The following is a 25,638-nucleotide window of genomic DNA, read 5'->3' as shown; positions in this document are numbered from 1 at the left end:
AAGGGGCATTTCAAGGTCAGTAGATTGGCGTCAAAATGCCACTAATGGCCCCTTGATAATTAATCAAACCGGCAATAATTATTCTCGCTACAATCGCCCGCTTTGCCACTTGGCACGGGCGTTTTCAGGCCCGTCAGTCTTGAGAAGTCCCATGCTGATCGGTAGTTATTCCCCCTCTCTGGTCGTCATCTCCCTGTGCGTCGCGATCCTGGCGTCCTATACCGCGCTGGACTTGGCCGGCCGTATTGCGACCGCCAGGGGCCGCGCAGCGTACATGTGGATGACCGGCGGGGCATTGGCCATGGGCGTGGGCGTTTGGTCCATGCACTTTATCGGCATGCTGGCGTTGCGCCTGCCCTTTGCTCTCGGGTTTGACCTGGGTATCACCGCGCTGTCGTTATTGATCGCCGTGTTATCCAGTGGCTTTGCACTGTGGCTGGTCAGCCAGCCACGTCTGCCGGCTTGGCAGTTGGCATTTGGCGCGTTGGTGATGGGGGCTGGTATTGCCTGCATGCACTACACCGGAATGGCCGCGATGCGCATGACCCCGGGCATCGATTACGACCCCGGGCTGTTTGGCGCCTCATTGTTGATCGCCGTGCTGGCGTCCGGCGCGGCCTTGTGGATCGCTTTCAACTTGCGGCGCAACACGCCTTACGTACGCCTGGCGCGGGGGGGCGCCGCGGTGGTGATGGGCATTGCGATCGTTGGTATGCACTACACCGGCATGGCTGCCGCGCGTTTTGATGACAACAGTTTCTGCGGCGCCGCGCTGACGGGACTGAGTGGCAAGGGCCTGGATAACCTGGTGCTGGTCACTTCGCTGGCGGTCTTGATCATCGCGTTATTGACCTCATTGCTCGACGCCCGGCTTGAAGCCCGCACTGCCGTGCTCGCAGACTCACTGACCCTGGCCAACCAGGAACTCACCCATCTGGCCCTGCATGACATGCTCACCGGGCTGCCTAATCGCACCTTGCTCGCCGACCGCATTCAACAAGCCATACAGGCGGTCAGGGAGCAGGGTGGTTGTTTTGCGTTGATGTTTATCGACCTGGACGGTTTCAAGCCGGTCAATGATGCATTTGGCCACCACATGGGTGACCAATTACTGCGCGAGGTGGGTTTGCGTCTGCGTGAGGACCTGCGCAGCCAGGACACCCTGGCGCGCATCGGTGGCGATGAGTTTGTGCTGCTGGTGCAGTTGACCCAGCCGGACGACGCCATGGGCTTGGCCGAGCGCCAGGTTGGCTTGATCAACCGTACGTTCAAGGTAGCCGAGCATGAACTGAAGATCTCCGCGAGCATCGGCATTGCCATGTTCCCCGGTAACGGCGTTAACCCTCAGGAACTGCTGATGAACGCTGATGCCGCCATGTACCACGCCAAGGGCATGGGCAAGAACGGTTACAGCTTCTTTGATGTGTCGATGAACACCAATGCGCGTAAACAGCTGCAGTTGTTGCAGGACCTGCGCAACGCCGTTGAGCACCAACAGTTCCGCCTGTACTACCAGCCCAAGTTCGACGCGCTCAGCGGTATTGCGGTCGGCGCCGAAGCGTTGTTGCGTTGGGAGCACCCGCAACAGGGGCTGTTGTTGCCGGCGATGTTCATCGAGCTGGCGGAAAAAACCGGGTTGATTATTCCCATCGGCGAGTGGGTGCTCAACGAGGCTTGCCGCCAGATGGCTGTCTGGTACGCGCAGGGTTATGAAGACTGGCGCATTGCAGTCAACCTGTCGGCGTTGCAGTTCTGCCATGCAGGGTTGGTTAAAAGTGTCGCGCAGGCGCTGGAGCGTCACCGCTTGCCGGCCAACAGCCTGACCCTGGAAATCACCGAAACCACTGCCATGAGCGATGCCGATGCGAGCATGACGGTGCTGCAGCAACTGTCGGACATGGGCGTGGACCTGTCCATCGACGACTTCGGCACCGGTTATTCGAGCCTGATGTACCTCAAACGGTTGCCCGCCAACGAGCTGAAGATCGACCGCGGGTTTGTGCGCGATCTTGAACACGACAGTGACGACGCCGCCATCGTCTCGGCCATTGTCGCCCTCGGCCAGGCGCTAGGGCTGCGCATTGTCGCCGAAGGCGTGGAGACCGATGTGCAGCAAAGTTTCCTCACCCGGCTGGGGTGCAACGCGCTGCAAGGCTACTTGCTGGGCCACCCATTGCCGGCCGAGGGGTTCATGGCCGATATCCAGCGCGCCGAAGACGCCTTGGCGCCTGACAAAAGCCGTGGATGACGGGTATTCTTGGATCCAACCTTAAACCGTTGGTTTATTCAGGAGACCGCACGCATGGACAAAGTCGTCATTATCACTGGAGGCAGCCGTGGTATCGGCGCTGAGACGGCCTTGCTGGCTGCACGCCAGGGCTACCGCATTTGCATCAACTACCAGTCTGATGAGGCAGCGGCCCAGCGTGTGCTGGACCAGGTGCGCGCCTTGGGTGCACAGGCCATTGCGGTGCGGGCCGATGTCAGCATCGAGGATGAAGTGATCGCATTGTTCAATCGCGTTGATGCCGAGCTTGGGCGCGTGACGGCACTGGTCAACAACGCCGGCACCGTGGGGCACAAGTCGCGGGTCGATGAAATGTCCGAGTTCCGCATCCTCAAAATCATGAAGACCAATGTGCTGGGGCCGATCCTGTGTGCCAAGCAAGCGGTGCTGCGCATGTCGCCCAGGCATGGCGGGCAGGGCGGCAGCATCGTCAACGTGTCGTCGGTAGCCGCGCGCCTGGGTTCGCCGGGCGAATATGTCGACTATGCCGCGTCCAAGGGCGCGCTGGATACCTTCACCATCGGCCTGTCCAAAGAGGTGGCGGGTGAAGGGATCCGTGTCAACGCGGTGCGCCCTGGCTACATCTTTACCGACTTCCATGCCCTGAGCGGCGACCCGGACCGAGTCAGCAAGCTGGAGTCCGGCATCCCCATGGCCCGTGGCGGGCGCCCGGATGAAGTGGCGGAGGCGATTATCTGGTTGTTGTCGGACAAGGCTTCGTATACCACTGGCACTTTTCTGGATTTGGGCGGTGGCCGTTGAGTCTTTAGCGCCAGTCAAGGCGCCATCGCGGGCAAGCCCGGCTCCCACAGTGGAACGCATTTCACTGTGGGAGCCGGGCTTGCCCGCGATGGCGTCAGATAAGGCAACAACCGAGCCTAGAAGGACCGCACAATGCGCCCGAGTGTTTCCATGGCCTTTTCCGATGCCTCGGTCCACGGGCTGCCGTAGTTCAAGCGAATGCAATTTCTGAAGCGCTGGGTCGCCGAAAAAATCGGCCCCGGCGCAATGCTGATGCCCTGGGCCAGGGCCATTTGGAACAGCTTCAACGAATCGGTTTGCTCCGGCAGTTCCAGCCACAGGAAATAGCCGCCAGCCGGCTGGCTGACCCGCGTCTGTGCCGGGAAATAGCGCGCGATGGCGGCCAGCATGGCGCTCTGCTGTTCTTCCAGGGCGTAGCGCAATTTACGCAGGTGCCGGTCATAGCCGCCGTGTTGCAGGTAGTCCGCAATCGCCGCCTGGGCCGGCATCGAGGGGCACAGCGAAGTCATCAGCTTCAGGCGTTCAACCTTCTGCGCATAGCGCCCGGCCGCTACCCAGCCGACGCGATAGCCAGGTGCCAGGCTCTTGGCGAAGGAACCGCAGTGCATCACCAGCCCTTCAGTGTCGAAGGCCTTGGCCGGTTTTGGCGCGTGCTGCCCGTAATACAACTCGGCGTATACATCGTCCTCGATCATCGGCACTTGATGGCTGCGCAGCAGTTCCACCAGCGCCTGTTTTTTCGCCTCTGGCAGCGTGGCGCCCATGGGGTTCTGGAAGCTGGTCATGGTCCAGCAGGCTTTGATCGGGTAGCGCTCAAGGGTTTGCGCCAGGGCATTGAGGTCGATGCCATCGCGTGGGTGTACGGGGATTTCCACCGCCTTGAGCTTCAGGCGTTCGAGCACTTGCAGGCAGGCATAGAACGCCGGGGCTTCGATAGCGACCAGGTCGCCCGGCTCGGTCACCGCTTGCAGGCACAGGTTCAGCGCTTCCAGGGCGCCGTTGGTGATCAGCAGCTCTTCCATCGGCAGCATCAGGCCGCCCACCATGTAGCGCAGGGCGATCTGCCGGCGCAGTTGCGGGTTACCCGGTGACATGTCGGTGACGACAAGGCGCGGGTCCATCTCACGGCCGGCACTGGCCAACGAGCGCGCCAGGCGTGGCAGCGGGAACAACATGGGGCTGGGGAAGGCCGAGCCGAACGGTACGGTGTTGGGGTCTTTGATGGAGTCGAGCACTGAGAACACCAACTCACTCACATCGACTTCGGTGGACTCGTGCACCTGTTCACTCACCACCGGCTCGGAAAACGGGCTGGGCGCGTGAGTGTTGACGAAGTAGCCGGAGCGCGGCCGCGCACGAATCAGGCCACGGCGTTCGAGCAGGTAGTAAGCCTGGAACACCGTGGACGGGCTGACCCCATAGGTCTGGCTGGCATAGCGCACTGAGGGCACTCGCTGGCCAGGGCCGAGGACGCCGGAGCGAATCAGTTCTGCGATGTCGTCGGCAAATTTTTCGTAGCGTTTCATGGCGGCCTGATTAACGTTCCAATAGTGTTCGCAGGGCAAAATGTGGGAGCTGGCTTGCCTGCGATGACGGTGGCACATTCAACATCATCCGTGCCAGACCGGGCGCCATCGCAGGCAAGCCAGCTCCCACACTTGATCTTCTGTGTGTGTTGGATATCAACGATTCAACGGCGCCACAAAGCGACTGTCCGCTGCACTGTAAATCCACGGTTCATCCACATCCACAACCTTGAAGCGCAAGGTCTGCGAGCTGCTCGCCGGTTTATCGGCTAGCAACGCCACCGACACCGGCACATCGCTGATTTCCCCCGGCGCCAGGCTGAGCCGGGTCTTGCCTTGCAACTGGAAGCCCTCGGCGTCCACCAGTTCCAGGCGGTAATCCTGGCGCTGCTGGGTCTTGTTGATGACCTTCAAGCTGTAGATGTTTTCGATCAGCCCCTGGCTGTTTTCACGGAACATGCCACGGTCCTTGGTCACGTCCAGTGACACCATTGGCCGTTCAATCAAGGCCACCACCAAGGCGGCGATCATCACCAGCAGCACGGCACTGTAGCCGATCAGGCGTGGCCTGAGCAGGTGCGTTTTGCCACCTTGCAGTTGATGTTCGCTGGTATAGCTGACGAGACCACGGGCATAGCCCATCTTGTCCATGATCGAATCGCAGGCGTCGATGCATGCGGCGCAGCCAATGCATTCCATTTGCAGGCCATCGCGGATATCGATGCCGGTGGGGCACACTTGCACGCACAGTTGGCAGTCGATGCAATCCCCCAGGCCAACCTGCGCCGGTTTCACCTCGCGTTTGCGCGGGCCTCGGCTTTCGCCACGCGCCGCGTCGTAGGAAATGGTCAGGGTGTCTTTGTCGAACATCACGCTCTGAAAACGTGCATACGGGCACATGTGCATGCACACCGCTTCGCGCAGCCAGCCGGCGTTGATGTAGGTGGCTGCGGTAAAAAACAGCACCCAGAACAGGCTCACACCGCCCATCTGCCAGGTCAGCAACTCACTGGCCAGCGGGCGGATTGGCGTGAAGTAGCCGACAAACGTCAGCCCGGTCAGCACGCTGATACCCAGCCATAGCGTATGTTTTGCCGAACGCCGCGCCAGTTTGTTGAGACTCCAGGGTGCCGCTTGCAGTTTGATGCGTTGGTTGCGTTCACCTTCGGTGACCTTTTCACACCACATGAACAGCCAGGTGAACGAGCTTTGCGGGCAGGTGTAGCCGCACCAAACGCGGCCGGCAAATACGGTAATGGCAAACAGGCCGAAAGCGCAGATGATCAACAGCGCCGACAGCAGGATGAAATCCTGGGGCCAGAAGGTGGCACCGAAGATGTGGAATTTGCTTTCGGCCAAGTCCCACAGCACGGCTTGGCGCCCGGACCAGTTCAGCCACACGGTGCCAAAAAACGCCAGGAACAGCACAGCGGCACCGCCCACACGCAAAGTGCGGAACACGCCGGTGAAGCTGCGGGTATGGATCAGGTTGTCACTGGATTTGGCCTTCACCTTCTTTGGGTGTATGGGCTCAAAGGTGTCCACGGTTGGGATTCTTTCGCTCATGGTCGTTCGCTCATCAGCCTCCATCAGGCCAATGAACTATGAACTTCACGCTGTTTGCATAACAGACTCAGGTAGGTCGATAAAAAGCGGATCAGATGGGCTTTTTATACGTCACTGTGACAATGTGCTGCACCCCGTAGCGCCTGGGGTGCAGCTGGCTTGTGCGCAGGTTGATACAGATCAATCAAATCACCGAATCACTGTCGGTCGCCTTCAAGTGTTTGCGACCGTCCCTGGCACCGGCGACGGTCAGTGCGTCCGCTTCGGCTTCAGTGATGTAGACCCGATCGCCTTGTAACTCTACAAAAGACATGGATTTGGCGCTGTCGGTACTCACCGTCACACCCGTGGCGGGCAGGGCGTATTCCTGGCCGTCGTCAGCGACCTTGAAAAAGCACGTTTGATTGTCGATACGTACAGGCATGGTGCTCTCCTTTTTATGGGCAGTCATGGGTTAGGGCGTCGCGCAGTGCCAGGTGTTCCAGGCAACTGACTGGCGGTCGGCGCTGTCCATCCTCTAACCACACTAAAACGGATAACGACCATGGACGCCTGGTGGCAAGAAGTGCTTCAAACCCTGCATGCAGAATTTGCTGACATCGCTGATGCAAAGCAGCTCACTCAGATAACCGTTCGCCTGCTTATCGCCGCGATCCTGGGCGGTATCCTGGGGTTTGAGCGTGAGCAAAAGGGCAAGGCGGCGGGGGTGCGCACCCACATGCTCGTGGCCTTGGGCGCTGCACTGTTTGTGCTGGTGCCGCAGATGTCAGGCAGCCAGTCGGACGCCATGAGCAGGGTCTTGCAGGGGGTTATCGCCGGGATCGGCTTCCTGGGTGCCGGCACTATCCTCAAGGGCAAGGAGGATGAAGAGGGCCAGCACGTCAAAGGCCTGACCACCGCTGCCGGGTTGTGGATGACCGCCGCCATTGGCGTGGCGGCAGGGGTTGGGCGTGAATCAACGGCGGTATTGAGTACACTGCTGGCGCTCGTTGTACTTGGCTTAATGCCCAAAGTCGTCAGGCTCTTCGAGAAGGAACGTTGAGTCCATGATCAGTGAGCCTTCATCCTTGATTTAATGTGTGTTGGGTTGAGCGCCTCGGTGATGGTGTTCATATCCATCACCGTTTGGGCTGTGTCCTTCACGCACCCATTCAGGTGCTCGAATGCTCCGGCCGTGCCTTTGAAAAACTCATAGACATGGCGAAAGCCATAATCGTCCTTACCCGATATCAACTTTAACAGTAAGGCGATTTTCTGTTTGTCATAGGCTGCCTGATAGTCGCTGAAATAAAGTTGGGTGGATAATTTTACGCAGGCCTCGTCACTATTTTTTTGCAGGAACTTGCCGATGTCCGTCAGGAGGTGAGCAACTTCCTCGGCGTCTGGTTCTTTCAACATGGAGTCGACACTTTCCTGGCTGAAATGCATGCGCATTTCATTGAGGACTTTACGCGACTTCAGGTCGTTGGGCGCACGCAAGACCTGGGCGATGTCCTCCTCTGTGAGGCTTGCTTTAAGCTCGGTGAGATAACGCCGGCTGACGGAAACGTCTGAATGTACGTGTTGGTGGCGGCTTTGCTTCACGTGAATGTCCGACATGGTATTAACCTGCTCGCGTTTAAGAGGGGGGTAAATGAAATGTGCTCAAGTAAGCGCGTGTGGGACTGTAGCAATAGGCGCACAGGCGAGATGTAGGCTATTTCACCTGTGCGCGCAGGTTAATGCGTTTTTAAGGCAGGCATCCTGACGCGAGTACGCGTGTGAGTGATGGCGTTGATCAACAAGGTTGAACAATCACCGGCGGCATGGTTGTGGGCGGCTCCTCCACGGGTGGCGGCAGGTTTTCCGGTGGTTCCTTCTCCGGGATCGGTTCCGGTTCACTCGGCGGCAGCGTTGGGTTGTCGATATTCGGGTCCGGAGTTTCAGCCGGGATCGGGATATTCATCGGTGTGGCCTCCTTTGTGCTTTGCTCTATCGGTGGACAACCGCCGGGCAGGTTTGATTCCCGCCCAATGGCGGCACATCCACCTGAACTTTTGCGCGCAGCCCAGGCTCGGACCTATTACGGCCCTGCTCAGGGAGAGCGTCGCCGTCTCAGAATTCGGATCAAGCAAAGAGCGTCCACAGGGCGTAAGGGGAAGATGCTCGATGACTGCTGAAACACTGACTCCAGAAGACTCCATATTGCCGCTGTCCCAGGCCTTGTTGTTGCCAAGGATCGCGATTGAAAGCACTACGCCCGTCATTGATGGCGGCGAATTTGCTGTGAAGGCCGTGGTGGGCCAGCGCGTCACCGTCACCAGCAAGGTGTTTGCCGACGGCCATGACAAGCTCGCCGTGCTGATCCGCTGGCGCCCGCTGCAGGACGAAAGCTGGCACAGCGTAGTGATGACGGATGTGGGCAACAATGGCTGGGAGGGCGCGTTTACCGTGGCCCAGCAAGGCCCGCACGAATACTGCATCGAAGCCTGGATTGATACCTTTGCGAGCTTCTGCTACGAACTGCGCAAAAAACATGAGGCCGGTGTGCCGGTCAGCCTTGAGCTGCAGGAAGGCCGCAGCCTGGTGTTGCAGGCCGCCGAGCGCAGCGACAATGAGTTACGCGACCGCTTGATGCTGCTGCACCACGAGCTGTCGGGCTTGCTGGAAACCGAGCAGGTCGCGCAGTTCTTGCACGAAGACAGTGCACATTTGATGACCCAGGCCGACCACCGCGCTTACTTGAGCATCAGCACCGTATACCCGCTCGACGTGGAGCGTGAGGCCGCACAATTTGCCAGTTGGTACGAGCTGTTTCCGCGCTCGGTCACCGACGATTCGGCGCGCCACGGCACCTTTAATGACGTGCATGCGCGGCTGTCGATGATCCATGACATGGGCTTTGACGTGCTGTATTTTCCGCCGATCCACCCGATCGGCCGCAGCCATCGCAAGGGCAAGAATAACTCGCTGACCGCAGGCGTCGATGACCCCGGCAGCCCTTATGCGATCGGTAGCGAGGAGGGCGGCCATGAAGCCATCCACCCGCAGTTGGGCAGCCGCGAGGACTTCCGCCGGCTGGTCAAGGCCGCCGCCGAGCATGGCCTGGAAATCGCCCTCGACTTTGCCATTCAGTGCTCCCAGGACCACCCGTGGCTCAAGCAGCATCCAGGCTGGTTCAACTGGCGCCCGGACGGCACGATCAAATACGCCGAAAACCCGCCGAAGAAATACCAGGATATCGTTAACGTCGATTTCTATGCCGCCGACTCTATTCCGAGCCTGTGGACCGAGTTGCGCGACATTGTTATAGGTTGGGTGCAAGAGGGCGTGAAAACCTTTCGCGTGGATAACCCGCACACCAAGCCGCTACCGTTTTGGCAATGGCTGATCAGTGACGTGCGCTCCAGGCACCCGGAGGTGATCTTCCTGGCTGAAGCCTTCACCACGCCAGCGATGATGGCGCGCTTGGGCAAGGTCGGTTATTCCCAGAGCTACACCTACTTCACCTGGCGTAACACCAAGGCCGAGTTGAGCGAGTACTTCACACAGTTGAACGAATCGCCGTGGCGCGAGTGCTTCAGGCCGAATTTCTTTGTCAATACCCCGGACATCAACCCCGGCTTCCTGCACGAATCCGGGCGCCCGGGCTTTCTCATCCGCGCCGCCCTGGCCACCATGGGCTCAGGCTTGTGGGGCATGTATTCGGGGTTTGAACTGTGCGAAGCGGCGCCGGTACCGGGTAAGGAGGAATACCTGGACTCGGAAAAATACGAAATCCGCCCCAGGGACTTCACCGCGCCCGGCAACATCATTGCCGAGGTCGCCCAGCTCAATCGTATTCGTCGGCAGAACCCGGCACTGCACACCCATCTGGGCTTGAAGCTCTATAACGCCTGGAACGACAACATCCTGTACTTCGGCAAGCGCAGCGATGACGGCAGCAATTTTATCCTGGTGGCGGTCAACCTTGACCCGTTTAACGCCCAAGAGGCCCATTTCGAATTGCCCCTGTGGGAGCTGGGCCTGCCGGACGATGCCCAGACCCAAGGCGAAGACCTGATGAATGGCCATCGCTGGACCTGGTATGGCAAGAACCAATGGATGCGCATCGAGCCGCAGATGCCATTCGGGATCTGGCGTATCACCGTCTCCTGAGCCTGACAGGGATTAACTGTCAGGGATCAACGGTGGGAGCTGGCTTGCCTGCGATAGCGGTATGTCAGCACCGAAAAGGCTAGCTGGCCCACCGCTGTCGCAGGCAAGCCAGCTCCCACCTTGATTGCATGTCTTCTGCACAATTTTCAGTGTTCCAGGAGTTTCCAATGGCGAAGAAACCCACCCCAGCCACTTTTATCAAAGACCCGCTCTGGTACAAGGACGCGGTGATCTACCAAGTTCACGTCAAATCCTATTTCGACTCCAATAATGACGGTATCGGCGACTTTCCCGGCCTGATCGCCAAGCTCGACTACATCGCCGATCTGGGCGTCAACACCATCTGGCTGCTGCCGTTCTACCCGTCGCCGCGCCGCGACGACGGCTATGACATCGCCGAGTACCGTGGCGTGCACAGCGACTACGGGACGATGGCCGACGCCAAGCGCTTTATCAGTGAGGCGCACAAACGGGGCCTGCGGGTCATCACTGAACTGGTGATCAACCACACCTCCGACCAGCATCCGTGGTTCCAGCGGGCGCGCAAGGCCAAGCCGGGCTCGGCGGCACGGGACTTCTACGTGTGGTCCGATGACGACCAGAAGTACGACGGCACCCGCATCATTTTCCTCGACACCGAAAAGTCCAACTGGACCTGGGACCCGGTCGCCGGCCAGTACTTCTGGCACCGGTTCTATTCGCACCAGCCGGACCTGAACTTCGATAACCCGCAAGTCATGAAAGCCGTGCTCTCGGTGATGCGCTACTGGTTGGACATGGGCATCGACGGCCTGCGTCTGGACGCGATTCCCTACCTGATCGAACGCGACGGCACCAACAACGAGAACCTGCCGGAAACCCACGGCGTGCTCAAGCAGATCCGCGCCGAGATCGACGCGCATTACCCCGACCGCATGCTGTTGGCCGAAGCCAACCAGTGGCCGGAAGATACTCAGCTGTACTTTGGTGACAAAAAAGGCGACGACGGCGATGAATGCCACATGGCCTTCCACTTCCCGCTGATGCCGCGCATGTACATGGCGCTGGCCCAGGAAGATCGTTTCCCGATTACCGATATTCTGCGCCAGACCCCGGAGATCCCCGCCAACTGCCAGTGGGCGATCTTCCTGCGCAACCACGATGAACTGACCCTTGAAATGGTCACCGACAAAGAGCGCGACTACCTGTGGAACTACTACGCCGCCGACCGCCGTGCGCGCATTAACCTGGGCATTCGTCGGCGCCTGGCGCCGCTGATGGAGCGTGACCGTCGCCGCGTTGAACTGCTCAACAGCTTGTTGCTGTCGATGCCCGGCACGCCGACGTTGTACTACGGCGATGAAATCGGCATGGGCGACAACATCTACCTGGGCGACCGCGACGGCGTGCGTACGCCGATGCAATGGTCCATCGACCGTAACGGCGGCTTCTCGCGCGCCGACCCGGCCAGCCTGGTGTTGCCGCCGATCATGGACCCGCAATATGGCTACCTGTCGGTCAACGTCGAAACCCAGGCCCAGGACCCGCATTCGCTGCTCAACTGGACCCGGCGCATGTTGGCGGTGCGTAAACAGTCCAAGGCCTTCGGGCGTGGAAGCCTGAAAATGCTCTCGCCGAGCAACCGCCGCATCCTGGCGTATACCCGTGAGTTCACCGGCGACGATGGCCGCACGGAAACCATTCTGTGCGTGGCCAACGTGTCGCGCAGCGCCCAGGCGGCCGAGCTGGACTTATCCGCCTTCGCCGGCATGGTGCCGGTGGAGATGCTCGGCGGAAACGCGTTCCCGCCCATCGGCCAGCTGAATTTCCTGCTGACCCTGGCGCCGTACGGTTTCTATTGGTTTGTGCTGGCGGCCGAAAACCAGATGCCCAGCTGGCATGTTGAGCCGGCGCAGAGCATGCCGGATTTCACCACGCTGGTGCTCAAACAACGCATGGAAGAGTTACTCGACGAGCCGTGCCGCACCACCCTGGAGCACACCTCGCTGCCGGCATGGTTGCCCAAGCGGCGCTGGTATGCCGGTAAAGACACGGCCATCGACCAGGTGCAAATTGCCTACGGCGTGCGGTTTGGCGACCCGCAGCATCCGGTGCTGCTCAGTGAGGTCGAGGTGACCAGCGGCGGCCAGGTCAGTCGTTATCAATTGCCGTTCGGCTTTTTAGCCGAAGACCAGTTCACCAGTGCCTTGCCCCAGCAACTGGCGCTGGCCCGCGTACGCCGGGGGCGTCAGGTCGGTTTGGTGACCGACGCTTTCAGCCTGGAACACTTTGTCCGGGCGGTGATCCAGGGATTGCAGGCGGGCACGGTGTTGAACACCCACGAAGGTGATTTGCGTTTTGAAGCCACGCCGCACTTAGCCGCGCTGCAACTGACCGATGAGGCGCAGGTGCGCTACCTGTCGGCCGAGCAGTCCAACAGTTCGGTGGTGGTGGGCGAGAGCCTGGTGCTCAAGCTGATCCGCAAAGTCAGCGCCGGGGTGCACCCGGAGCTGGAAATGAGCGCTTACCTGACGGCCGCCGATTACCCGAATATTTCGCCGTTGCTGGGCTCGATGATTCGTCGCGATGGCCAGGGGCAGGACAACCTGCTGATGATTGCCCAAGGCTACCTGAGCAACCAGGGCGACGCCTGGAGCTGGACCCAGAACAACCTGGAGCGCGCGATTCGCGACGAGCTGGCCCAAGCGATTTCCGAGCAGGAGCAGCATTACAATGCCTTGGGTGAACTGCAGGATTTTGCCGGTTTACTCGGCCAGCGCCTGGGCGAAATGCACGGGGTGCTGGCAGCACAAACCACCAACCAAGACTTCAAGCCCGAGACCACCACGGCCAAGGACACCCAGGCCTGGGCCAAGGACGTCGGCGCGCAGATCGACCGCGCGCTGCATTTGTTAAAACTTCATCAAAGCCAGTTGAACCCCGCCGATCAGGCGCTGGTCAGTGAAATGCTGGGGCAGAAAAAAGCGCTGGCCAGCAGTGTCCAGGCTCTGGCGAAAGCCACGGCCGGCGGTTTGCGCATTCGGGTCCACGGTGACTTGCACCTGGGGCAGGTCCTGGTGGTCAAGGGCGATGCGTATTTGATCGACTTTGAAGGCGAGCCGGCGCGCCCGCTGCATGAACGGCGCGGCAAGCACAGCCCGTATAAAGATGTAAGTGGCGTGCTGCGCTCGTTTGATTACGCCGCCGCCATGGCCCTGAATGTGCAAGGTGTGGATCACTCGCCGCAAGCGGATACCGCCCGCAAGCGTGTGACTGACCGTTACCTGAGTGAAGCGCGCAAGGCATTTATCCAGGCTTATCATCAGGCTACGTCTACACTGGCGCATGACTGGCAGGATGCCAATGGGCAGGACGCAGCGCTGACGTTGTTCAGCCTGGAGAAGGCCGCGTACGAAGTGGCTTACGAAGCAGAAAATCGCCCGACCTGGTTGCCGGTGCCCCTGCAAGGGCTGCACGGTTTACTCAGCGGGCTGCTATCTCAAGCGAATAATGCACGCGGTGGGGAGACGTCATGAGTTTTACACAGAGAGAACCGCTGCAAGCGAAGTTGACCGCCATGCCGGCGCCCAAAGATGTAGAAGCGCTGGTGCGCGCGGAACACCCGGACCCTTTTTCCATCCTGGGGCCGCACGATGACGAGCAGGGCGGGCAATTTATCCGCGCGTTCCTGCCCGAAGCCTTGAGCGTCCAGGTGTTGGCCCGCGAAAGCGGTGAAGCCATCGGCAGCCTGGACGCGACCCAGGTGCCGGGTTTGTTTGTCGGGCATTTTTCCACGCGCCAGGGCTACCTGCTGAAGATCCAGTGGGCCGGCGGCGAGCAGATCACCGAAGACCCTTACAGCTTCAGCCAGTTACTGCTGGGTGAGATGGATTTGTACCTGTTCGCCGAAGGCAATCACCGTGACCTCAGCAGTTGCCTGGGTGCGCAGGTCACCAGCGTCGACGGCGTGCAAGGCGTGCGTTTTGCGGTGTGGGCGCCGAATGCGCGGCGCGTATCGGTGGTGGGTGACTTCAATATCTGGGATGGCCGCCGCCATCCGATGCGACTGCGGCATCCGTCGGGCGTGTGGGAGATCTTTATCCCACGTCTGCAAACGGGCGCGGCCTACAAGTACGAGATTCTCGGCGCCCATGGGATTCTGCCGCTCAAGGCCGACCCCATGGCGCTTGCTACTCAACTGCCGCCCGACACTGCCTCAAAAGTCGCCGCGCCGTTGCAGGTGGACTGGCAAGACCATGAGTGGATGCAGACGCGTGCCGACAAGCAAAAGGCCTCGGCGCCATTATCCATCTATGAGCTGCATGTCGGTTCCTGGCAGTGTGAACTCGACGAGGCCGGTGAAGTGTCGCGCCAATATGGCTGGCGCGAACTGGCCGAGCGCTTGATTCCTTATGTGCAGCAATTGGGCTTTACCCATATCGAGCTGATGCCGATCATGGAGCACCCGTTCGGTGGCTCCTGGGGTTACCAGGCGCTGTCGCAGTTTGCGCCGAGCGCACGCTTTGGCTCGCCGGAGGACTTCGGGTTTTTCGTCAACGCCCTGCACCAGGCCGACATCGGTGTGATTCTGGACTGGGTGCCGGCGCATTTCCCCACCGATACCCACGGCCTGGCCCAGTTCGACGGCACGGCCTTGTACGAATACGCCAACCCGCTGGAAGGCTTCCATCAGGACTGGGACACGCTGATCTACAACCTGGGCCGCACCGAAGTGCACGGCTTTATGCTCGCTTCGGCGTTGCATTGGCTCAAGCACTTCCACATCGACGGTTTGCGCGTAGATGCCGTGGCCTCAATGCTGTATCGCGATTATTCGCGCAAAGCCGGTGAGTGGGTGCCCAACCGCCATGGCGGCCGCGAAAACCTGGAGGCCATCGACTTCCTGCGCCATCTCAATGATGTGGTCGCGCTGGAAGCGCCGGGTGCGCTGGTGATTGCCGAAGAGTCCACAGCCTGGCCGGGCGTCAGCCAGAGCACGCAGCAGGGCGGCCTGGGTTTTAACTACAAATGGAACATGGGCTGGATGCACGATTCGCTGCACTACATCCAGCAAGACCCGGTGTACCGCGCCCATCATCACAATGAGCTGAGTTTCGGCCTGGTGTATGCGTGGTCCGAACGCTTTATCCTGCCGATCTCCCACGATGAAGTGGTGCACGGCAAGCACTCACTGATCGACAAGATGCCCGGCGATCGCTGGCAGAAATTCGCCAACCTGCGCGCCTATCTGAGCTTTATGTGGATGCACCCCGGCAAGAAGCTGCTGTTTATGGGCTGCGAATTCGGCCAATGGCGCGAGTGGAACCACGATCAGCAGTTGGATTGGTACTTGCTGCAATACCCCGAACACCGAGGCGTGCAGAAACTGGTCGGTGACCTTAACCGCCTGTACCGCGAGGAACCGGCGCTGCATGAGCAGGACGATGCGCCCCAAGGGTTCCAGTGGTTGATTGGCGACGATGCGATCAACAGTGTCTATGCCTGGCTACGCTGGAGCAAGGACGGCAAACCGGTGCTGGTGGTGGCCAACTTCACCCCGGTGCCGCGTGAGGGCTATGCGGTCGGCGTGCCGTTTGCCGGGCGCTGGAGCGAGGTGATCAACAGTGATGCCGACACCTATGCCGGCTCCAATTATGGCAACGGCGGCGAAGTGCTCACCCAAGAGGAGCCGCGCCATGGGCAGCCGGTGTCGCTGTCGCTGAATCTGCCGCCTTTGGGCGTGTTGATTCTTCGCCCGCAAGCGCTGTAACGGCTCTAGTGTGGTGGATTCTGTTGTCCGCACTACTGGCAGGGTGCCACAATGGCGCCTTTGTCGTGGCAGTCGAAGCAGGCGCATTTCATGAACGGCCTTGGGCGTGGGCAAGACCCGGATGAACTCATCGAACAGCAGGTGCGAACCGACCGTTTGCACCAGCTGTTTCGCCAATCGTTCTCGGCTATTTTCGGCAGCTACCTGGGCGCTGTCATGCTCTGCTGGCTGTGCTGGGGCCGGTTTGACCACAAGGTCATGCTGGTCTGGCTGGGGTTGCTGGCGGTGACATCGCTGGTGCGCGTCAAACTGTTCACCGACTGGTTTCGCTGCCCCGACAGCGAGCGCACGCCCCGGCGCTGGGAGCGCCGCTATTGGGTCACGCTGATGCTGTCAGCCGGCACCTGGGGCCTTGGCGCCCTGGCCGTGATGCCGACGGATGATCGTGTCTCCCAGGTGCTGGTCATGCTGTTTACCGTGGGCATGTCAGTGAGCGCGGTTTCGTGTTATTCGGCCTATCGCTATATGACCCTGGGCTCCATGGCGCTGGTACTGTTGCCGTGTACCCTGTGGTTGCTGTTCCAGCCGGCGCCGATGCAAGTAGGTGTGGCAATTGCGGTGCTGGTGTTCTCGACCTTTGTGGTCAGTGCCACGCGCAAGCTCTCGGATGCGCTGGAAAAAGCCTTCCGACTGACCCGACAGATGGAACGTGCTCACCATATCTCCACGCGTGCTGCCCAGACCGACGAGCTCACCGGGCTGATGAACCGTCGCGCGTTTTTCGAACAGGCCCACCTGCTGTACGCGCATTGCCACCACCACCAGCAGCCGCTGAGCGCGTTGATGATGGACATGGACCATTTCAAGGACATCAACGACACCTACGGCCATCAGGCCGGCGACCAGGTGTTGCGCCAGATTGGCGGGGTGATCAGCACGTCGTTTCGCCAGGCCGATGTTTATGGTCGGCTCGGTGGTGAAGAATTCGCGGTGTTGCTGCCCAACACCTCACTGGAAACCGCGCGAGGCATCGCCGAGCAACTGGTCCAGGCGATTTCGGGCCTGACCTGTGAACCGGTGAAGGGCTTGACCGCCAGCCTCGGTGTGGCCACTACCCGCAGCCTTGATCAGGACTTGCACAGCCTGATGAACAACGCCGACAAAGCGCTGTACCGCGCCAAGGCTATGGGGCGTAATCAGGTGGCCGTCGCGCAGTAGCGCCTCACTCCTTGAGCATCGACCTGGCCAATGCCCGCGCCACTTGGTCGGCGGAGTAGGGCTTGGGGAGGAATTCGAAGCCTTCATAACCGCTGTCGGCCAGTTCTTCGCTGTAGCCTGACGTGAGAACCACCGGCAAGTCGGGGCGGCGCTGGCGCAGCAGTTTGCTCATGGCCACGCCGGTCATGCCTGGCATCACCACATCCGAGAAAATCGCGTCAAACGCCATGCCGTCCGGGCCGGCCAGTGCCAGTGCCTGCTCGGCATGGGTGGCCCAGGTGGTGCGGTAACCCAGGTCCTGCAGGATCTGGTTGGCAAAGCGGCCGACCTCGAGGTTGTCTTCGACTATCAGGATGTGGCGCGCCGCAGTGGCGGGCAGCGGGCTCTGATCTTCCTGGACCGGGCAGGCCTGCACCGCCACAGGCTCGGCCTCGGGTAGATACAGGGTAAACACGCTGCCCTGGCCGAGGTTGCTGGTGACGTCGACGTTGCCACCGGACTGTTTGGCAAACCCGAACACCTGGGACAAGCCAAGCCCGGTACCTTTGCCCACCGCCTTTGTGGTAAAGAAGGGTTCGAAAATGCGCTCGACGGTGTCAACGGCAATGCCGCTGCCGGTATCGGCCAAGGCAATGCTCACAAAGGGCTGGTTTGATTCGGCATCGCCACGGATACGCGGCAGTCTGGCAATGTGGGCGACGCGCAGGGTCAGGGTGCCTTGACCTTCCATGGCATCGCGGGCATTGAGCGCGATATTGATCAGGGCGGTTTCAAATTGGCTGGAGTCGACGCGCACATGGCACGGTCGCTGCGGCAACTCCAACTGCACGCGGATACGCGCACCGGTGAGGCTTTCGAGCATCTCGCCGATGTTCTTGACCCGCAGGCTCACATCGAAAACTTCCGGGTTCAGCGGTTGGCGGCGGGCAAAGGCGAGCAGTTGGCTGGTGAGTTTGCTGGCCCGCTCGACAGTGTCGGACACCGCGCTCATGTAGCGTTGGCGGCGCTCTTCGGACAACCCCGGCTGGCGTAGAAAATCCACCGAGGAGCGGATGATGGTCAGCAGGTTGTTGAAGTCATGGGCCACGCCACCCGTCAACTGGCCGATGGCTTCGAGTTTCTGCGACTGGCGCAGAGCGGCTTCGGCCTGGGCCAGCGCCAGGGTGCGTTCTTCGACACGCTGCTCCAGGGTGGTGTTGAGTTCGGCAAAGGCTGCCAGCCCTTCACGCACATGGGCATCGGCGCGCACGCGCTCGATATGCGCCCAGGAGCGCTCGGTGACTTCGCGCAGCAAAGCCAGGTCGTAGCTCGACCACAGCCGTGGGACTTTATCGTGTACCGCCATCAAGGCCGTCAGCCGACCATTTTTGATGAGTGGCATGCAGATCGTGGCGCTGACGCCCAATGCCTGAAAGGACGCTGACTCTTCTGGTGGCAGCTCGCGCAGGTTGTCATGGATCACCAGTGGCTCACCGGCCCGCAGGCAGTTGACGGCCGTTTCACCGAAAGCCGCCAGGCTGTAGCAGCCGATAATGCTGGGCGAACCGGGGGCTGTCCAATTGTCACGGATGGTGAAGCCGTCTTCATCGGCGTCCATATCGGCGTAGGCGCAGTTACTCACCTGCAGATGTTCGGCGACCAATTGAGTGGTGCTGCTCAGAATGGTTTCGGCATCTGCCGCATTGGCCACCGTGTGGCTGATGGCTTCCAATACCGCCAGGCGACGGGCGAGGAATACTGTGGTGGTGGTTTCCGACACGGTGTCGAGAATGCCGACCACCTTGCCCTCGGGGTCGCGAATCGGGCTATAACAAAAGGTGAAGTACGCCTGTTCCCGCGTCGGGCCGCGTTCAATCATCAGGGGGAAATTTTCGATGTAGGTGGCATGGCCTTGGAAGGCGGCATCGGCGATGGGGCTGATATCCGCCCACACCTCATGCCACACCTCGTTGAACGGGCGCCCCAACGGGTCGGGCTTGGTGCCCAGGATCGGAATGAATGCATCGTTGTAGAGTGTGATCAACTGCGGCCCCCAGACAATCGCCTGGGGAAAGCTCGATGCGAAGCACAGCGCTACGGTGGTCTTGAGCACGTCGGGCCACTGCTCCAGCGGGCCTAGTGGCGTGTTCGCCCAGTCATGCTGGCGAACCCGCTCAGCCATTTCGCTGCTGCTTTGCAGCCAATTCATCATTGCGAGAACACCTTGTTTACCACGGTCTGTCGAGGGCCTGAAGCGGTCAGGCTAACAAGCAACAGACCGGAATGAATGCTGCCAGTTCAGCACGATTATTCAGGTGATAGCAATTTGATGTTCTATACAAATGAATAGGCCTGCAGTCGGGCCTAAGACGCCTATTGCGCGCCGAGAACCCCCGTCCAATAAATGCCGGCATCACTTTTGGGGTCCATGGCGTAGGCCGCGCCCAATTCACGAAATTGCGGGTTCATCAGGTTGGCGCAATGCCCGGGGCTGGCGAGCCAGCCGTCCACGACCTTGCGCGGGTTGTCGAGGCCGGCGGCGATGTTTTCGCCGATGTTTTTTGCGATGTACCCGGCCAGTTCCGCACGATCGCCAGGCGTGCGGCCGTCATGATCCAGGTGGTCGAAGAAATTGCCATTAGCCATGTTGCGCGAATGGCTGTTGGCGGCGCTGGCCAAGTCGTCATTCCACGACAGCGGCGTGGTCGCGCTAAACGCCTGGGTGCCGCATTGGCGTGGTTGTTGACGGGCGGTGTTGACCAGGTCGAGAAGTTTTTTGCCCTCGGTCTGCCAGTCGCCAAGGCCGCTGGTGAGCAGCGGGCGTGCCAGCACGATGCGCCAGTCCTGGCCGCTGTTGCTCACGCCAATATCGACAAATTGCGGGTCCAGCACCACGCGGCAGAAGCTTTCGCGCACGGCCTTCATCGCCGCCTCGGCGTCTTTGGGGCCGGAGAGGCTGATGGCCTGCACATTCACCATCGGGTACGCGGCCCGCGCGAGCGCCTGCTGCAAGTCGCCGACATTGGTGGCCGGCAGCACCAGCCGCGTATCGCTGGCCAACGGTGGCAGTTCCTGGGAACCCTGGTTGCCGCAGCGTTGTACGTGGCTGCGGTATTCGTTGATCTGTTGCACTAACTGACTTTCTTCATTCGCCATCGCGCTGGCGCAGAACACCACATTGGCGGCCAGCGTCGTCAGACCCATCATCAATGACAGCACGCGCATGGACGTTACCCTTGAGCTTGAAAGTGCCCATGATGCGCGAAGTAACCCGGTTTGGGGCAACGCCTTTTTTGTTTTTTTGCCTCAGCGGGTGTTCTGCGGGCAGATCGTGGCGCGGTTGCGGCCCCAGGCAAACGTGCTGGAGGTGACGATCAGGACCAACGCCATGGCGAAGGTCACGTGCAAGCCACTGGCAACACTGAGCGGCGCTGCGTGGGCCACATCGGGGCTGGCCCAGGCAAATACCGCGCCCAGGGCCCAGGCACCGAAAATCAGTCCCAGGTTGCGCGACAGGTTCAGCAGGCCAGAGACGGTTCCTCGGCGTGTCGGCGCGACATCGCTCATCACCGCGGTGTTATTGGCGGCTTGAAACAGGCTGTAGCCTGTTGTGAGCAGGATCAGGGCGCCGAGGTAAGCGAGCAGTCCCGCCGTCAGCGAAAGCGACAGGGCACCCAGGGCCATCAGCCCCAAGCCCGCGAGGCTCATGCGATGGCTGCCCAGGCGATCGGTGAGGCGGCCCGCCGGCACACCGGTCAGCGCCGCAACACAGGGGCCGAGGGCCATGGCCAGGCCCATCCAGGCGGGGTCGAGCCCCAGGCCACGGGAGAGGTAAAACGGCCCGACCACGAACGTGGCCATGATCACTGCCGCCACCAGTGCGCTCATCGCCAACCCGGCCCGCAGCGTCGGGTCTTGCAAAGGCTGCCAGAAAGCACCTGCCGATTCGCGGGCGCTGGCCTGGCGGTCTGCCGGTAAGTAATAAAAGGCGAGGGCGGCGGCCAACAGGCCCAACGGTACGCCGACCGCGAACAACGCGCGCCAGCCCCACAGGCTCAGCAACACCCCGCCGACACTGGGGCCCATGGCGGTGCCGACTGCTGACATCGTTCCGAGCAAACCCATCACCTGCCCGGTACGCGCCTTGATGACCGTGTCGCCCACCATCCCGAGGGTCATCGCCATCATGCTCGCCGCCCCCAGGCCTTGCAGGGCGCGCGCGGCAATCAGCCATTTAAGCGAAGGTGCTGCCGCGCACAGTGCACACGCCACGGCGAACAGCAGCAAGCCAGCGAGCAATACGCGTCGGCGCCCCCAACGATCGCCCAGGCGGCCGGCACCGACAATCACCGCCGTGATCGCCAGCAGGTAGGCGAGCACCACCCACTGCACGGCATGAAAGGATGCATCAAATGCCTGGGCCAGGCTGGGCAGGCCGACATTGGCGATGCTGGTGCCCAAAGCGGCCAGCAACATGGATAGCGACAGACTGACGAGCGCGGCGCGTGAAGAGTTGTGCATGGACGATTCCTGGAGTGAAGGCAACTGACACAACTCTACGGCGTGGCCTAATATGGCGGAAGACGCATGGGTTGCAGCTAATACCTGCATCAAACGCCTGATAAGGAGCACGTATGCCCGACCTGAATTTGCTCATTACCCTGGATACGTTGCTTAGCGAGGGCAGTGTCGCCGCTGCCGCCAGGCGCTTGCGCCTGAGCCCTTCGGCCATGAGCCGCGCGCTGGCACGCCTGCGTGAAACCACCGGTGACCCCTTGCTGGTGCGCGCCGGGCGCGGGCTGGTGCCGACCCCGCGGGCGGTCGAACTGCGTGAACACGTCAGCCGTTTGGTGCAGGAGGCCCAGGCGGTGCTGCGCCCTGCGCAAACCTTGGACATGGGCCAGGTGGTACGCACGTTCACGCTGCGCTCGAGCGAGGAGTTTGTCGAAAACCTCGGCCCGGCGTTGCTCGCGCGTATCGCCCAGGAAGCGCCGGGCGTGCGCCTGCGTTTCGTCGACAAGAGCGACAAGGACTCGGCGCTGCTGCGCGAGGGCAGTATTGACCTGTCGATTGGCGTGGTCGACGCCAGCGCCAGTCCCGAACTGCTGACCCAGGCGCTGTTCCGTGACCGACTGATCGGTGTGGTCCGCAGCGGCCATGCGCTGAGCCAGGGTGAAGTCAGCGCCGAGCGCTTTGCCCAGGGCCAGCATGTCTACGTGTCACGCCGTGGGCTGGACCGTGGCCAGGTCGACGACGCCCTGCAAGCGCTGGGCCTGACGCGGGAGATCAGCACCATCGTCGCCGGCTTTGCCACCGCCATCGCCCTGGCCCGCGACACCGACCTGATCGCCAGCGTGCCCGAACGCTACACCGCCCATCAGCGCGACGGGCTGTACAGCTTCGCGCTGCCGATAGTCGTGCCGCCGTTCACCGTGGCCATGCTCTGGCACCCACGCCTGGATGCCGATGTGGCCCACCGCTGGTTGCGCGGCTGTTTGCGCCAGGTGTGCGGGCAGCAGGTACAATCACCGCTGCCTTGACGCTAAACCCAGGAATTTGCATGTTCAGCCTTACCCGCTACACCACCGCGTGCCCCGAGCCGATCAACAGCCAGATCCTGCAGATGGTGGTGGACAACCTCACCGACATCAGCAGTGTGGCGTTGCCGCCGAGCAACCTGCTCTACAACATCTATCAATATGCCGTCGGCTTTGAGGTGCACCTGTACCTTGAAGCGCTGAATGGCGCCAAGGGCATCGCGGTTGAACTGGTGGTGGCGATGCGGGACGAACAGGTGATCGGCTTTTGCCTGTACCTGCCCGTCAAGGACGATCCGCACGCCTGTGGCATCGCCTTCATGGCGGTGCAAGCCGGGCACCGGCGCCAGGGCGTGGCCCGCGCCATGCTTGGCGAGGTGCTGGCGCATTATCCCCACGCAGAACTGGCCTGCTCAGTGGAAAAAGTGCCGGCGTTCCAAGCGCTGGGCTTTCAGGTGCGTGGCGCACGCGGCACCCAAGTGTTGATGAACACCCGCGATTACGGCACCGATGGTTTGATGGGCGTGCTGGACGTGGCTGCGATCTACAGCTCGCTGGAGGTGCGGCAGATTCATACGTACTTGCTGCAAAAACACGGCAAGCGCGCGATGGTTGATGCCGAGAAGCAGCGGGATCGGCACTTGGATTACCTTGCGCGTAAGGTGCAGCTATTTTTAAGCGAGCATCAGGCCTGAATGTAAAAGACCTTCCTTGGGTAGAGGGGGTGTGTGTATATCCGTTGCTGCGGTAACGGCGGCTTAGGGTTCCGCCCTGACGGCGGGTCACTTTTGGCAAACGCCCGGAATGCCGGCCCAGCCAAAAGTAACCAAAAGGTCTGTGCCCCACCACTCGGTGCCTCGCTTAGGCTCGGCATGCCCGCACTCCGGCTTGAATCCGTGGGCCGCCGCGATGGGCCATCCTTGGCCCAGCGCGGCTAACCCGGCGTCCTGCCGGGTTACCCACGGATTCAAGCCTGCGTTCGGCCATCGTGGTTAACGGGGCGCCTCAGATCAAAATCAAGATCAAAAGCAGAGCACGGCGGCCTAGTAACCGACCTGAGTGGTTAGATCAAAAGCGAAAAGCGGATCTGCATGCACCGAAGATCTGCCTTTCTGTGGGAGCTGGCTTGCCTGCGATGCAGGCACCTCGGTATCGCAGCGGTACGATAATTCGACAAGCCTGCTCCCACATGATGAATCAGTTCACCGTGCCGCGGTTGACCATTGCCAGAATCGTCGCCACCAGCTCCTGCTGCGCCTCCTCACGGCTGATCTCACCACTGGCGGCCGCCTGGGACAAGGCCTCGGCGGCACCCAGCATGGCGCGTAAGCCTGCCTGGGAAACAGTGCCGTTGGGCGCGAACGGCGCCAGTGCGTCGCGGCACTTTTGCAGGAAGATCGCCTCGTATTTGCGCTTCAGCGTTTCCAGTTCCGGCGAGCTGCTCAAGGCGGCAATCACCCCCGGAATTTCCCGCCCTTGCAACAACACGCAATCGACGTAGCACGACGCGATGACCCAGGCTTGCTCCTGCAGGGTCGCGGTGCTGGTGTCCAGCGCATCGGCAAACACCTGGTTCTGGCGGCTATCGAAGTCTTCATACAGTGCGGCCAGCAGGCCGGCGCGGGTGACGAAATGGTCGTAGACCACCGGCTTGGTGACGCCCGCCAGCTCGGCCAGGCGGCCCAGGGTCAGGGCTTCGGTGCCTTCTTCGCGTACCAGTTGCCAGGCCATGTCGAGCAATTGGCGCAGGCGATCCTCGCGGGACAGGCGGCGGCGTGGGGCAGGGGATTCAGCGCTTGACATGCTTATATACCAAAAGTAACTTAAGGTGCGTAACCTACTAAAAGTAGCTAGCGCCCAGCCTAGCTCGAAATGGAGTCAATGTCATGCACGCACTGATCGTTGTAGCCCATCACGACCCGCAATCCCTCACCCATAGCCTCGCCGCGCAAGTGGCGGCCGGGCTCACGGCGGGCGGCCACACTTATGAGGTTGCCGACCTCGCCGCCGAAGGCTTCGATCCGCGCTATACCGGCGCTGACCACCTCGTACACCGCACTCGCGCTGAGCCGCCCGCCGATGTGCTCGCCGAGCAGGCGCGCATCGACCGCGCCGATGCATTGGTGCTGGCGTTTCCGATTTATTGGTGGTCCCTGCCGGGGCTGCTCAAAGGTTGGGTTGACCGCGTGTTCGTCAACGGTTGGGCGATTGATTACGGCCCCGATACGCCGGTGGTGAAAAAACTGCGGCACTTGCAGGTGCACCTGCTGGCGTTGGGTGCGGCAGATGAAAGCGCGTTTGATCGGCACGGTTATGCCAAGGCCATGCGCACGCAAATCGACTACGGGATTTTTGATTACTGTGGGGCGCAGGTGGTGACGTCAAAGCTGCTGCTGGATTCGGAAAGCGGCGCTGCGCAGGCGCACTTGCACACCGCGAAAGCCATAGGGCAGGGCTTGTTTGCACACGAAACGGTGGCTGGTTAGTCAGCCTTCGCGAAACAGATCGTGAGCATCCAACAGGCGGTAGGCGATTTCCGGGCGCTTCTCCATGCCACGGCGAATCGCTGCCGGAATCGCCTGGCGGGTTTTGCGGCACAGGCCGGGCTGCTCATCGATGTTGATCTGAATGCCGCGCATGCTCTTGACCTCGGTGTGCCCCGGCGCTACCTGCACGCGGATGCCCAATAGTTCGAACATCTTCTGTTGCATGTATTCCAGGTCTTGCAGGCTCTGGAGGTTTTCCAGGCGCTCGACCAGCTTTTTTTCTTCCTGACGCGTCAGGCTGAGAATGCGCAGGTCGGCGCCGGGCGCTTGTAACAGCTGTTCGCGGTCGCAAGCGCAGACGCCGGGTGGGCAGGGTTGGCGAATTGACATG

At 61.0% G+C, this 25,638-nt stretch carries 20 protein-coding genes; 10 read left to right on the top strand and 10 right to left on the bottom strand.

Going from position 1 to position 25,638, the window contains the following annotated elements; all coding sequences use genetic code 11:
- Positions 1–151 precede the first annotated feature (151 nt).
- Together AB4P96_RS18330 and AB4P96_RS18325 are read left to right on the top strand one after the other, a co-directional pair.
- Positions 152–2,248 carry a bifunctional diguanylate cyclase/phosphodiesterase gene (locus AB4P96_RS18330; RefSeq protein ID WP_017135062.1) on the top strand — a complete coding sequence of 699 codons (2,097 nt, stop codon included), beginning with the start codon at positions 152–154 and terminating at the stop codon, positions 2,246–2,248.
- A gap of 54 nt (positions 2,249–2,302) precedes the next feature.
- Positions 2,303–3,049, top strand: coding sequence for an SDR family oxidoreductase (locus tag AB4P96_RS18325; RefSeq protein ID WP_017135063.1), 747 nt, complete (start codon positions 2,303–2,305; stop codon positions 3,047–3,049).
- Positions 3,050–3,165: 116 nt separating this feature from the next.
- Here the strand turns inward: AB4P96_RS18325 and mapR are convergent, their stop codons facing one another.
- The 3 genes from mapR to AB4P96_RS18310 all read right to left on the bottom strand — a co-directional run bounded on the left by mapR (position 3,166) and on the right by AB4P96_RS18310 (position 6,565).
- Entirely contained in the window at positions 3,166–4,575 is a 1,410-nt protein-coding gene (gene mapR, locus AB4P96_RS18320; protein ID WP_017139132.1) for a GntR family transcriptional regulator MpaR, read from the bottom strand.
- 156 nt (positions 4,576–4,731) lie between these two features.
- A complete protein-coding gene (ccoG, locus tag AB4P96_RS18315) occupies positions 4,732–6,141 on the bottom strand; it encodes a cytochrome c oxidase accessory protein CcoG (protein ID WP_099548274.1) in 1,410 nt (469 codons plus the stop codon).
- 184 nt (positions 6,142–6,325) lie between these two features.
- Positions 6,326–6,565, bottom strand: a complete 240-nt coding sequence (locus tag AB4P96_RS18310; RefSeq protein WP_176992295.1) for a DUF3203 family protein — start codon at positions 6,563–6,565, stop codon at positions 6,326–6,328.
- A 120-nt stretch (positions 6,566–6,685) separates the two neighbouring features.
- On the opposite strand from AB4P96_RS18310, the gene AB4P96_RS18305 reads away from it, so the two are divergent.
- Positions 6,686–7,183 (top strand): MgtC/SapB family protein, encoded by a 498-nt coding sequence (locus tag AB4P96_RS18305; RefSeq protein ID WP_017139129.1) that lies wholly within the window; start codon positions 6,686–6,688, stop codon positions 7,181–7,183.
- Between the two features lie 8 nt (positions 7,184–7,191).
- Here AB4P96_RS18305 and AB4P96_RS18300 read toward each other — a convergent pair whose 3' ends face one another.
- Together AB4P96_RS18300 and AB4P96_RS18295 are read right to left on the bottom strand one after the other, a co-directional pair.
- The gene (locus tag AB4P96_RS18300; RefSeq protein WP_017139128.1) at positions 7,192–7,740 is read right to left on the bottom strand and encodes a hypothetical protein; all 549 of its coding nucleotides are present in this window, start codon (positions 7,738–7,740) and stop codon (positions 7,192–7,194) included.
- A 178-nt stretch (positions 7,741–7,918) separates the two neighbouring features.
- On the bottom strand, positions 7,919–8,086 hold the full coding sequence (locus tag AB4P96_RS18295) for a hypothetical protein (RefSeq protein ID WP_017139127.1): 168 nt from the start codon (positions 8,084–8,086) through the stop codon (positions 7,919–7,921).
- Positions 8,087–8,289: 203 nt separating this feature from the next.
- Here AB4P96_RS18295 and AB4P96_RS18290 point away from each other — a divergent pair, with 203 nt between their 5' ends.
- The 4 genes from AB4P96_RS18290 (at position 8,290) to AB4P96_RS18275 (ending at position 17,245) form a co-directional block, all read left to right on the top strand.
- Positions 8,290–10,278 (top strand): alpha-1,4-glucan--maltose-1-phosphate maltosyltransferase, encoded by a 1,989-nt coding sequence (locus AB4P96_RS18290; RefSeq protein ID WP_395599901.1) that lies wholly within the window; start codon positions 8,290–8,292, stop codon positions 10,276–10,278.
- A gap of 167 nt (positions 10,279–10,445) precedes the next feature.
- Positions 10,446–13,793 carry a maltose alpha-D-glucosyltransferase gene (treS, locus tag AB4P96_RS18285; protein WP_395599900.1) on the top strand — a complete coding sequence of 1,116 codons (3,348 nt, stop codon included), beginning with the start codon at positions 10,446–10,448 and terminating at the stop codon, positions 13,791–13,793.
- Entirely contained in the window at positions 13,790–16,027 is a 2,238-nt protein-coding gene (gene glgB, locus AB4P96_RS18280; protein WP_017139124.1) for a 1,4-alpha-glucan branching protein GlgB, read from the top strand. Before treS ends, glgB begins: the two co-directional genes overlap by 4 nt.
- Before the next feature lie 51 nt (positions 16,028–16,078).
- Positions 16,079–17,245 carry a GGDEF domain-containing protein gene (locus AB4P96_RS18275; RefSeq protein WP_017139123.1) on the top strand — a complete coding sequence of 389 codons (1,167 nt, stop codon included), beginning with the start codon at positions 16,079–16,081 and terminating at the stop codon, positions 17,243–17,245.
- Positions 17,246–17,249: 4 nt separating this feature from the next.
- Here AB4P96_RS18275 and AB4P96_RS18270 read toward each other — a convergent pair whose 3' ends face one another.
- The 3 genes from AB4P96_RS18270 to AB4P96_RS18260 all read right to left on the bottom strand — a co-directional run bounded on the left by AB4P96_RS18270 (position 17,250) and on the right by AB4P96_RS18260 (position 21,745).
- Complete coding sequence (locus AB4P96_RS18270) at positions 17,250–19,436, bottom strand: GAF domain-containing protein (protein WP_395599899.1); 2,187 nt, start codon at positions 19,434–19,436, stop codon at positions 17,250–17,252.
- A gap of 161 nt (positions 19,437–19,597) precedes the next feature.
- Complete coding sequence (locus AB4P96_RS18265; protein WP_017139121.1) at positions 19,598–20,449, bottom strand: CAP domain-containing protein; 852 nt, start codon at positions 20,447–20,449, stop codon at positions 19,598–19,600.
- Positions 20,450–20,530: 81 nt separating this feature from the next.
- Positions 20,531–21,745, bottom strand: a complete 1,215-nt coding sequence (locus tag AB4P96_RS18260) for an MFS transporter (RefSeq protein WP_395599898.1) — start codon at positions 21,743–21,745, stop codon at positions 20,531–20,533.
- Positions 21,746–21,858: 113 nt separating this feature from the next.
- On the opposite strand from AB4P96_RS18260, the gene AB4P96_RS18255 reads away from it, so the two are divergent.
- Together AB4P96_RS18255 and AB4P96_RS18250 are read left to right on the top strand one after the other, a co-directional pair.
- Positions 21,859–22,764, top strand: a complete 906-nt coding sequence (locus AB4P96_RS18255; protein WP_176992290.1) for a LysR family transcriptional regulator — start codon at positions 21,859–21,861, stop codon at positions 22,762–22,764.
- A gap of 20 nt (positions 22,765–22,784) precedes the next feature.
- Positions 22,785–23,456, top strand: coding sequence for a GNAT family N-acetyltransferase (locus AB4P96_RS18250; protein WP_177034859.1), 672 nt, complete (start codon positions 22,785–22,787; stop codon positions 23,454–23,456).
- Between the two features lie 502 nt (positions 23,457–23,958).
- On the opposite strand, the gene AB4P96_RS18245 is transcribed toward AB4P96_RS18250, so the two are convergent.
- Complete coding sequence (locus tag AB4P96_RS18245) at positions 23,959–24,564, bottom strand: TetR/AcrR family transcriptional regulator (RefSeq protein WP_395599897.1); 606 nt, start codon at positions 24,562–24,564, stop codon at positions 23,959–23,961.
- Between the two features lie 83 nt (positions 24,565–24,647).
- On the opposite strand from AB4P96_RS18245, the gene AB4P96_RS18240 reads away from it, so the two are divergent.
- Entirely contained in the window at positions 24,648–25,247 is a 600-nt protein-coding gene (locus tag AB4P96_RS18240; protein ID WP_170038396.1) for an NAD(P)H-dependent oxidoreductase, read from the top strand.
- Here AB4P96_RS18240 and AB4P96_RS18235 read toward each other — a convergent pair whose 3' ends face one another.
- Positions 25,248–25,637, bottom strand: a complete 390-nt coding sequence (locus AB4P96_RS18235) for a hypothetical protein (RefSeq protein ID WP_017139114.1) — start codon at positions 25,635–25,637, stop codon at positions 25,248–25,250.
- Position 25,638: the final 1 nt, after the last annotated feature.

Source organism: Pseudomonas sp. B19125, assembly GCF_044218855.1.
Taxonomy (GTDB): Bacteria; Pseudomonadota; Gammaproteobacteria; order Pseudomonadales; family Pseudomonadaceae; genus Aquipseudomonas; species Aquipseudomonas edaphica.
This window is presented reverse-complemented; position numbering and strand designations above follow the sequence as displayed.

What these genes read in the sequence shown, in the direction of transcription:
- AB4P96_RS18275 (WP_017139123.1), top strand. Translation starts at nt 16,079, where the DNA reads ATGGCGCCTTTGTCGTGGCAGTCGAAGCAGGCGCATTTCATGAACGGC.
- AB4P96_RS18245 (WP_395599897.1), bottom strand. Translation starts at nt 24,564, where the DNA reads ATGTCAAGCGCTGAATCCCCTGCCCCACGCCGCCGCCTGTCCCGCGAG.
- mapR (WP_017139132.1), bottom strand. Translation starts at nt 4,575, where the DNA reads ATGAAACGCTACGAAAAATTTGCCGACGACATCGCAGAACTGATTCGC.
- AB4P96_RS18305 (WP_017139129.1), top strand. Translation starts at nt 6,686, where the DNA reads ATGGACGCCTGGTGGCAAGAAGTGCTTCAAACCCTGCATGCAGAATTT.
- AB4P96_RS18260 (WP_395599898.1), bottom strand. Translation starts at nt 21,745, where the DNA reads ATGCACAACTCTTCACGCGCCGCGCTCGTCAGTCTGTCGCTATCCATG.
- AB4P96_RS18325 (WP_017135063.1), top strand. Translation starts at nt 2,303, where the DNA reads ATGGACAAAGTCGTCATTATCACTGGAGGCAGCCGTGGTATCGGCGCT.
- glgB (WP_017139124.1), top strand. Translation starts at nt 13,790, where the DNA reads ATGAGTTTTACACAGAGAGAACCGCTGCAAGCGAAGTTGACCGCCATG.
- AB4P96_RS18330 (WP_017135062.1), top strand. Translation starts at nt 152, where the DNA reads ATGCTGATCGGTAGTTATTCCCCCTCTCTGGTCGTCATCTCCCTGTGC.
- AB4P96_RS18290 (WP_395599901.1), top strand. Translation starts at nt 8,290, where the DNA reads ATGACTGCTGAAACACTGACTCCAGAAGACTCCATATTGCCGCTGTCC.
- AB4P96_RS18265 (WP_017139121.1), bottom strand. Translation starts at nt 20,449, where the DNA reads ATGCGCGTGCTGTCATTGATGATGGGTCTGACGACGCTGGCCGCCAAT.
- ccoG (WP_099548274.1), bottom strand. Translation starts at nt 6,141, where the DNA reads ATGAGCGAAAGAATCCCAACCGTGGACACCTTTGAGCCCATACACCCA.
- AB4P96_RS18240 (WP_170038396.1), top strand. Translation starts at nt 24,648, where the DNA reads ATGCACGCACTGATCGTTGTAGCCCATCACGACCCGCAATCCCTCACC.
- AB4P96_RS18310 (WP_176992295.1), bottom strand. Translation starts at nt 6,565, where the DNA reads ATGCCTGTACGTATCGACAATCAAACGTGCTTTTTCAAGGTCGCTGAC.
- AB4P96_RS18250 (WP_177034859.1), top strand. Translation starts at nt 22,785, where the DNA reads ATGTTCAGCCTTACCCGCTACACCACCGCGTGCCCCGAGCCGATCAAC.
- AB4P96_RS18300 (WP_017139128.1), bottom strand. Translation starts at nt 7,740, where the DNA reads ATGTCGGACATTCACGTGAAGCAAAGCCGCCACCAACACGTACATTCA.
- AB4P96_RS18255 (WP_176992290.1), top strand. Translation starts at nt 21,859, where the DNA reads ATGCCCGACCTGAATTTGCTCATTACCCTGGATACGTTGCTTAGCGAG.
- AB4P96_RS18270 (WP_395599899.1), bottom strand. Translation starts at nt 19,436, where the DNA reads ATGATGAATTGGCTGCAAAGCAGCAGCGAAATGGCTGAGCGGGTTCGC.
- AB4P96_RS18295 (WP_017139127.1), bottom strand. Translation starts at nt 8,086, where the DNA reads ATGAATATCCCGATCCCGGCTGAAACTCCGGACCCGAATATCGACAAC.
- AB4P96_RS18235 (WP_017139114.1), bottom strand. Translation starts at nt 25,637, where the DNA reads ATGTCAATTCGCCAACCCTGCCCACCCGGCGTCTGCGCTTGCGACCGC.
- treS (WP_395599900.1), top strand. Translation starts at nt 10,446, where the DNA reads ATGGCGAAGAAACCCACCCCAGCCACTTTTATCAAAGACCCGCTCTGG.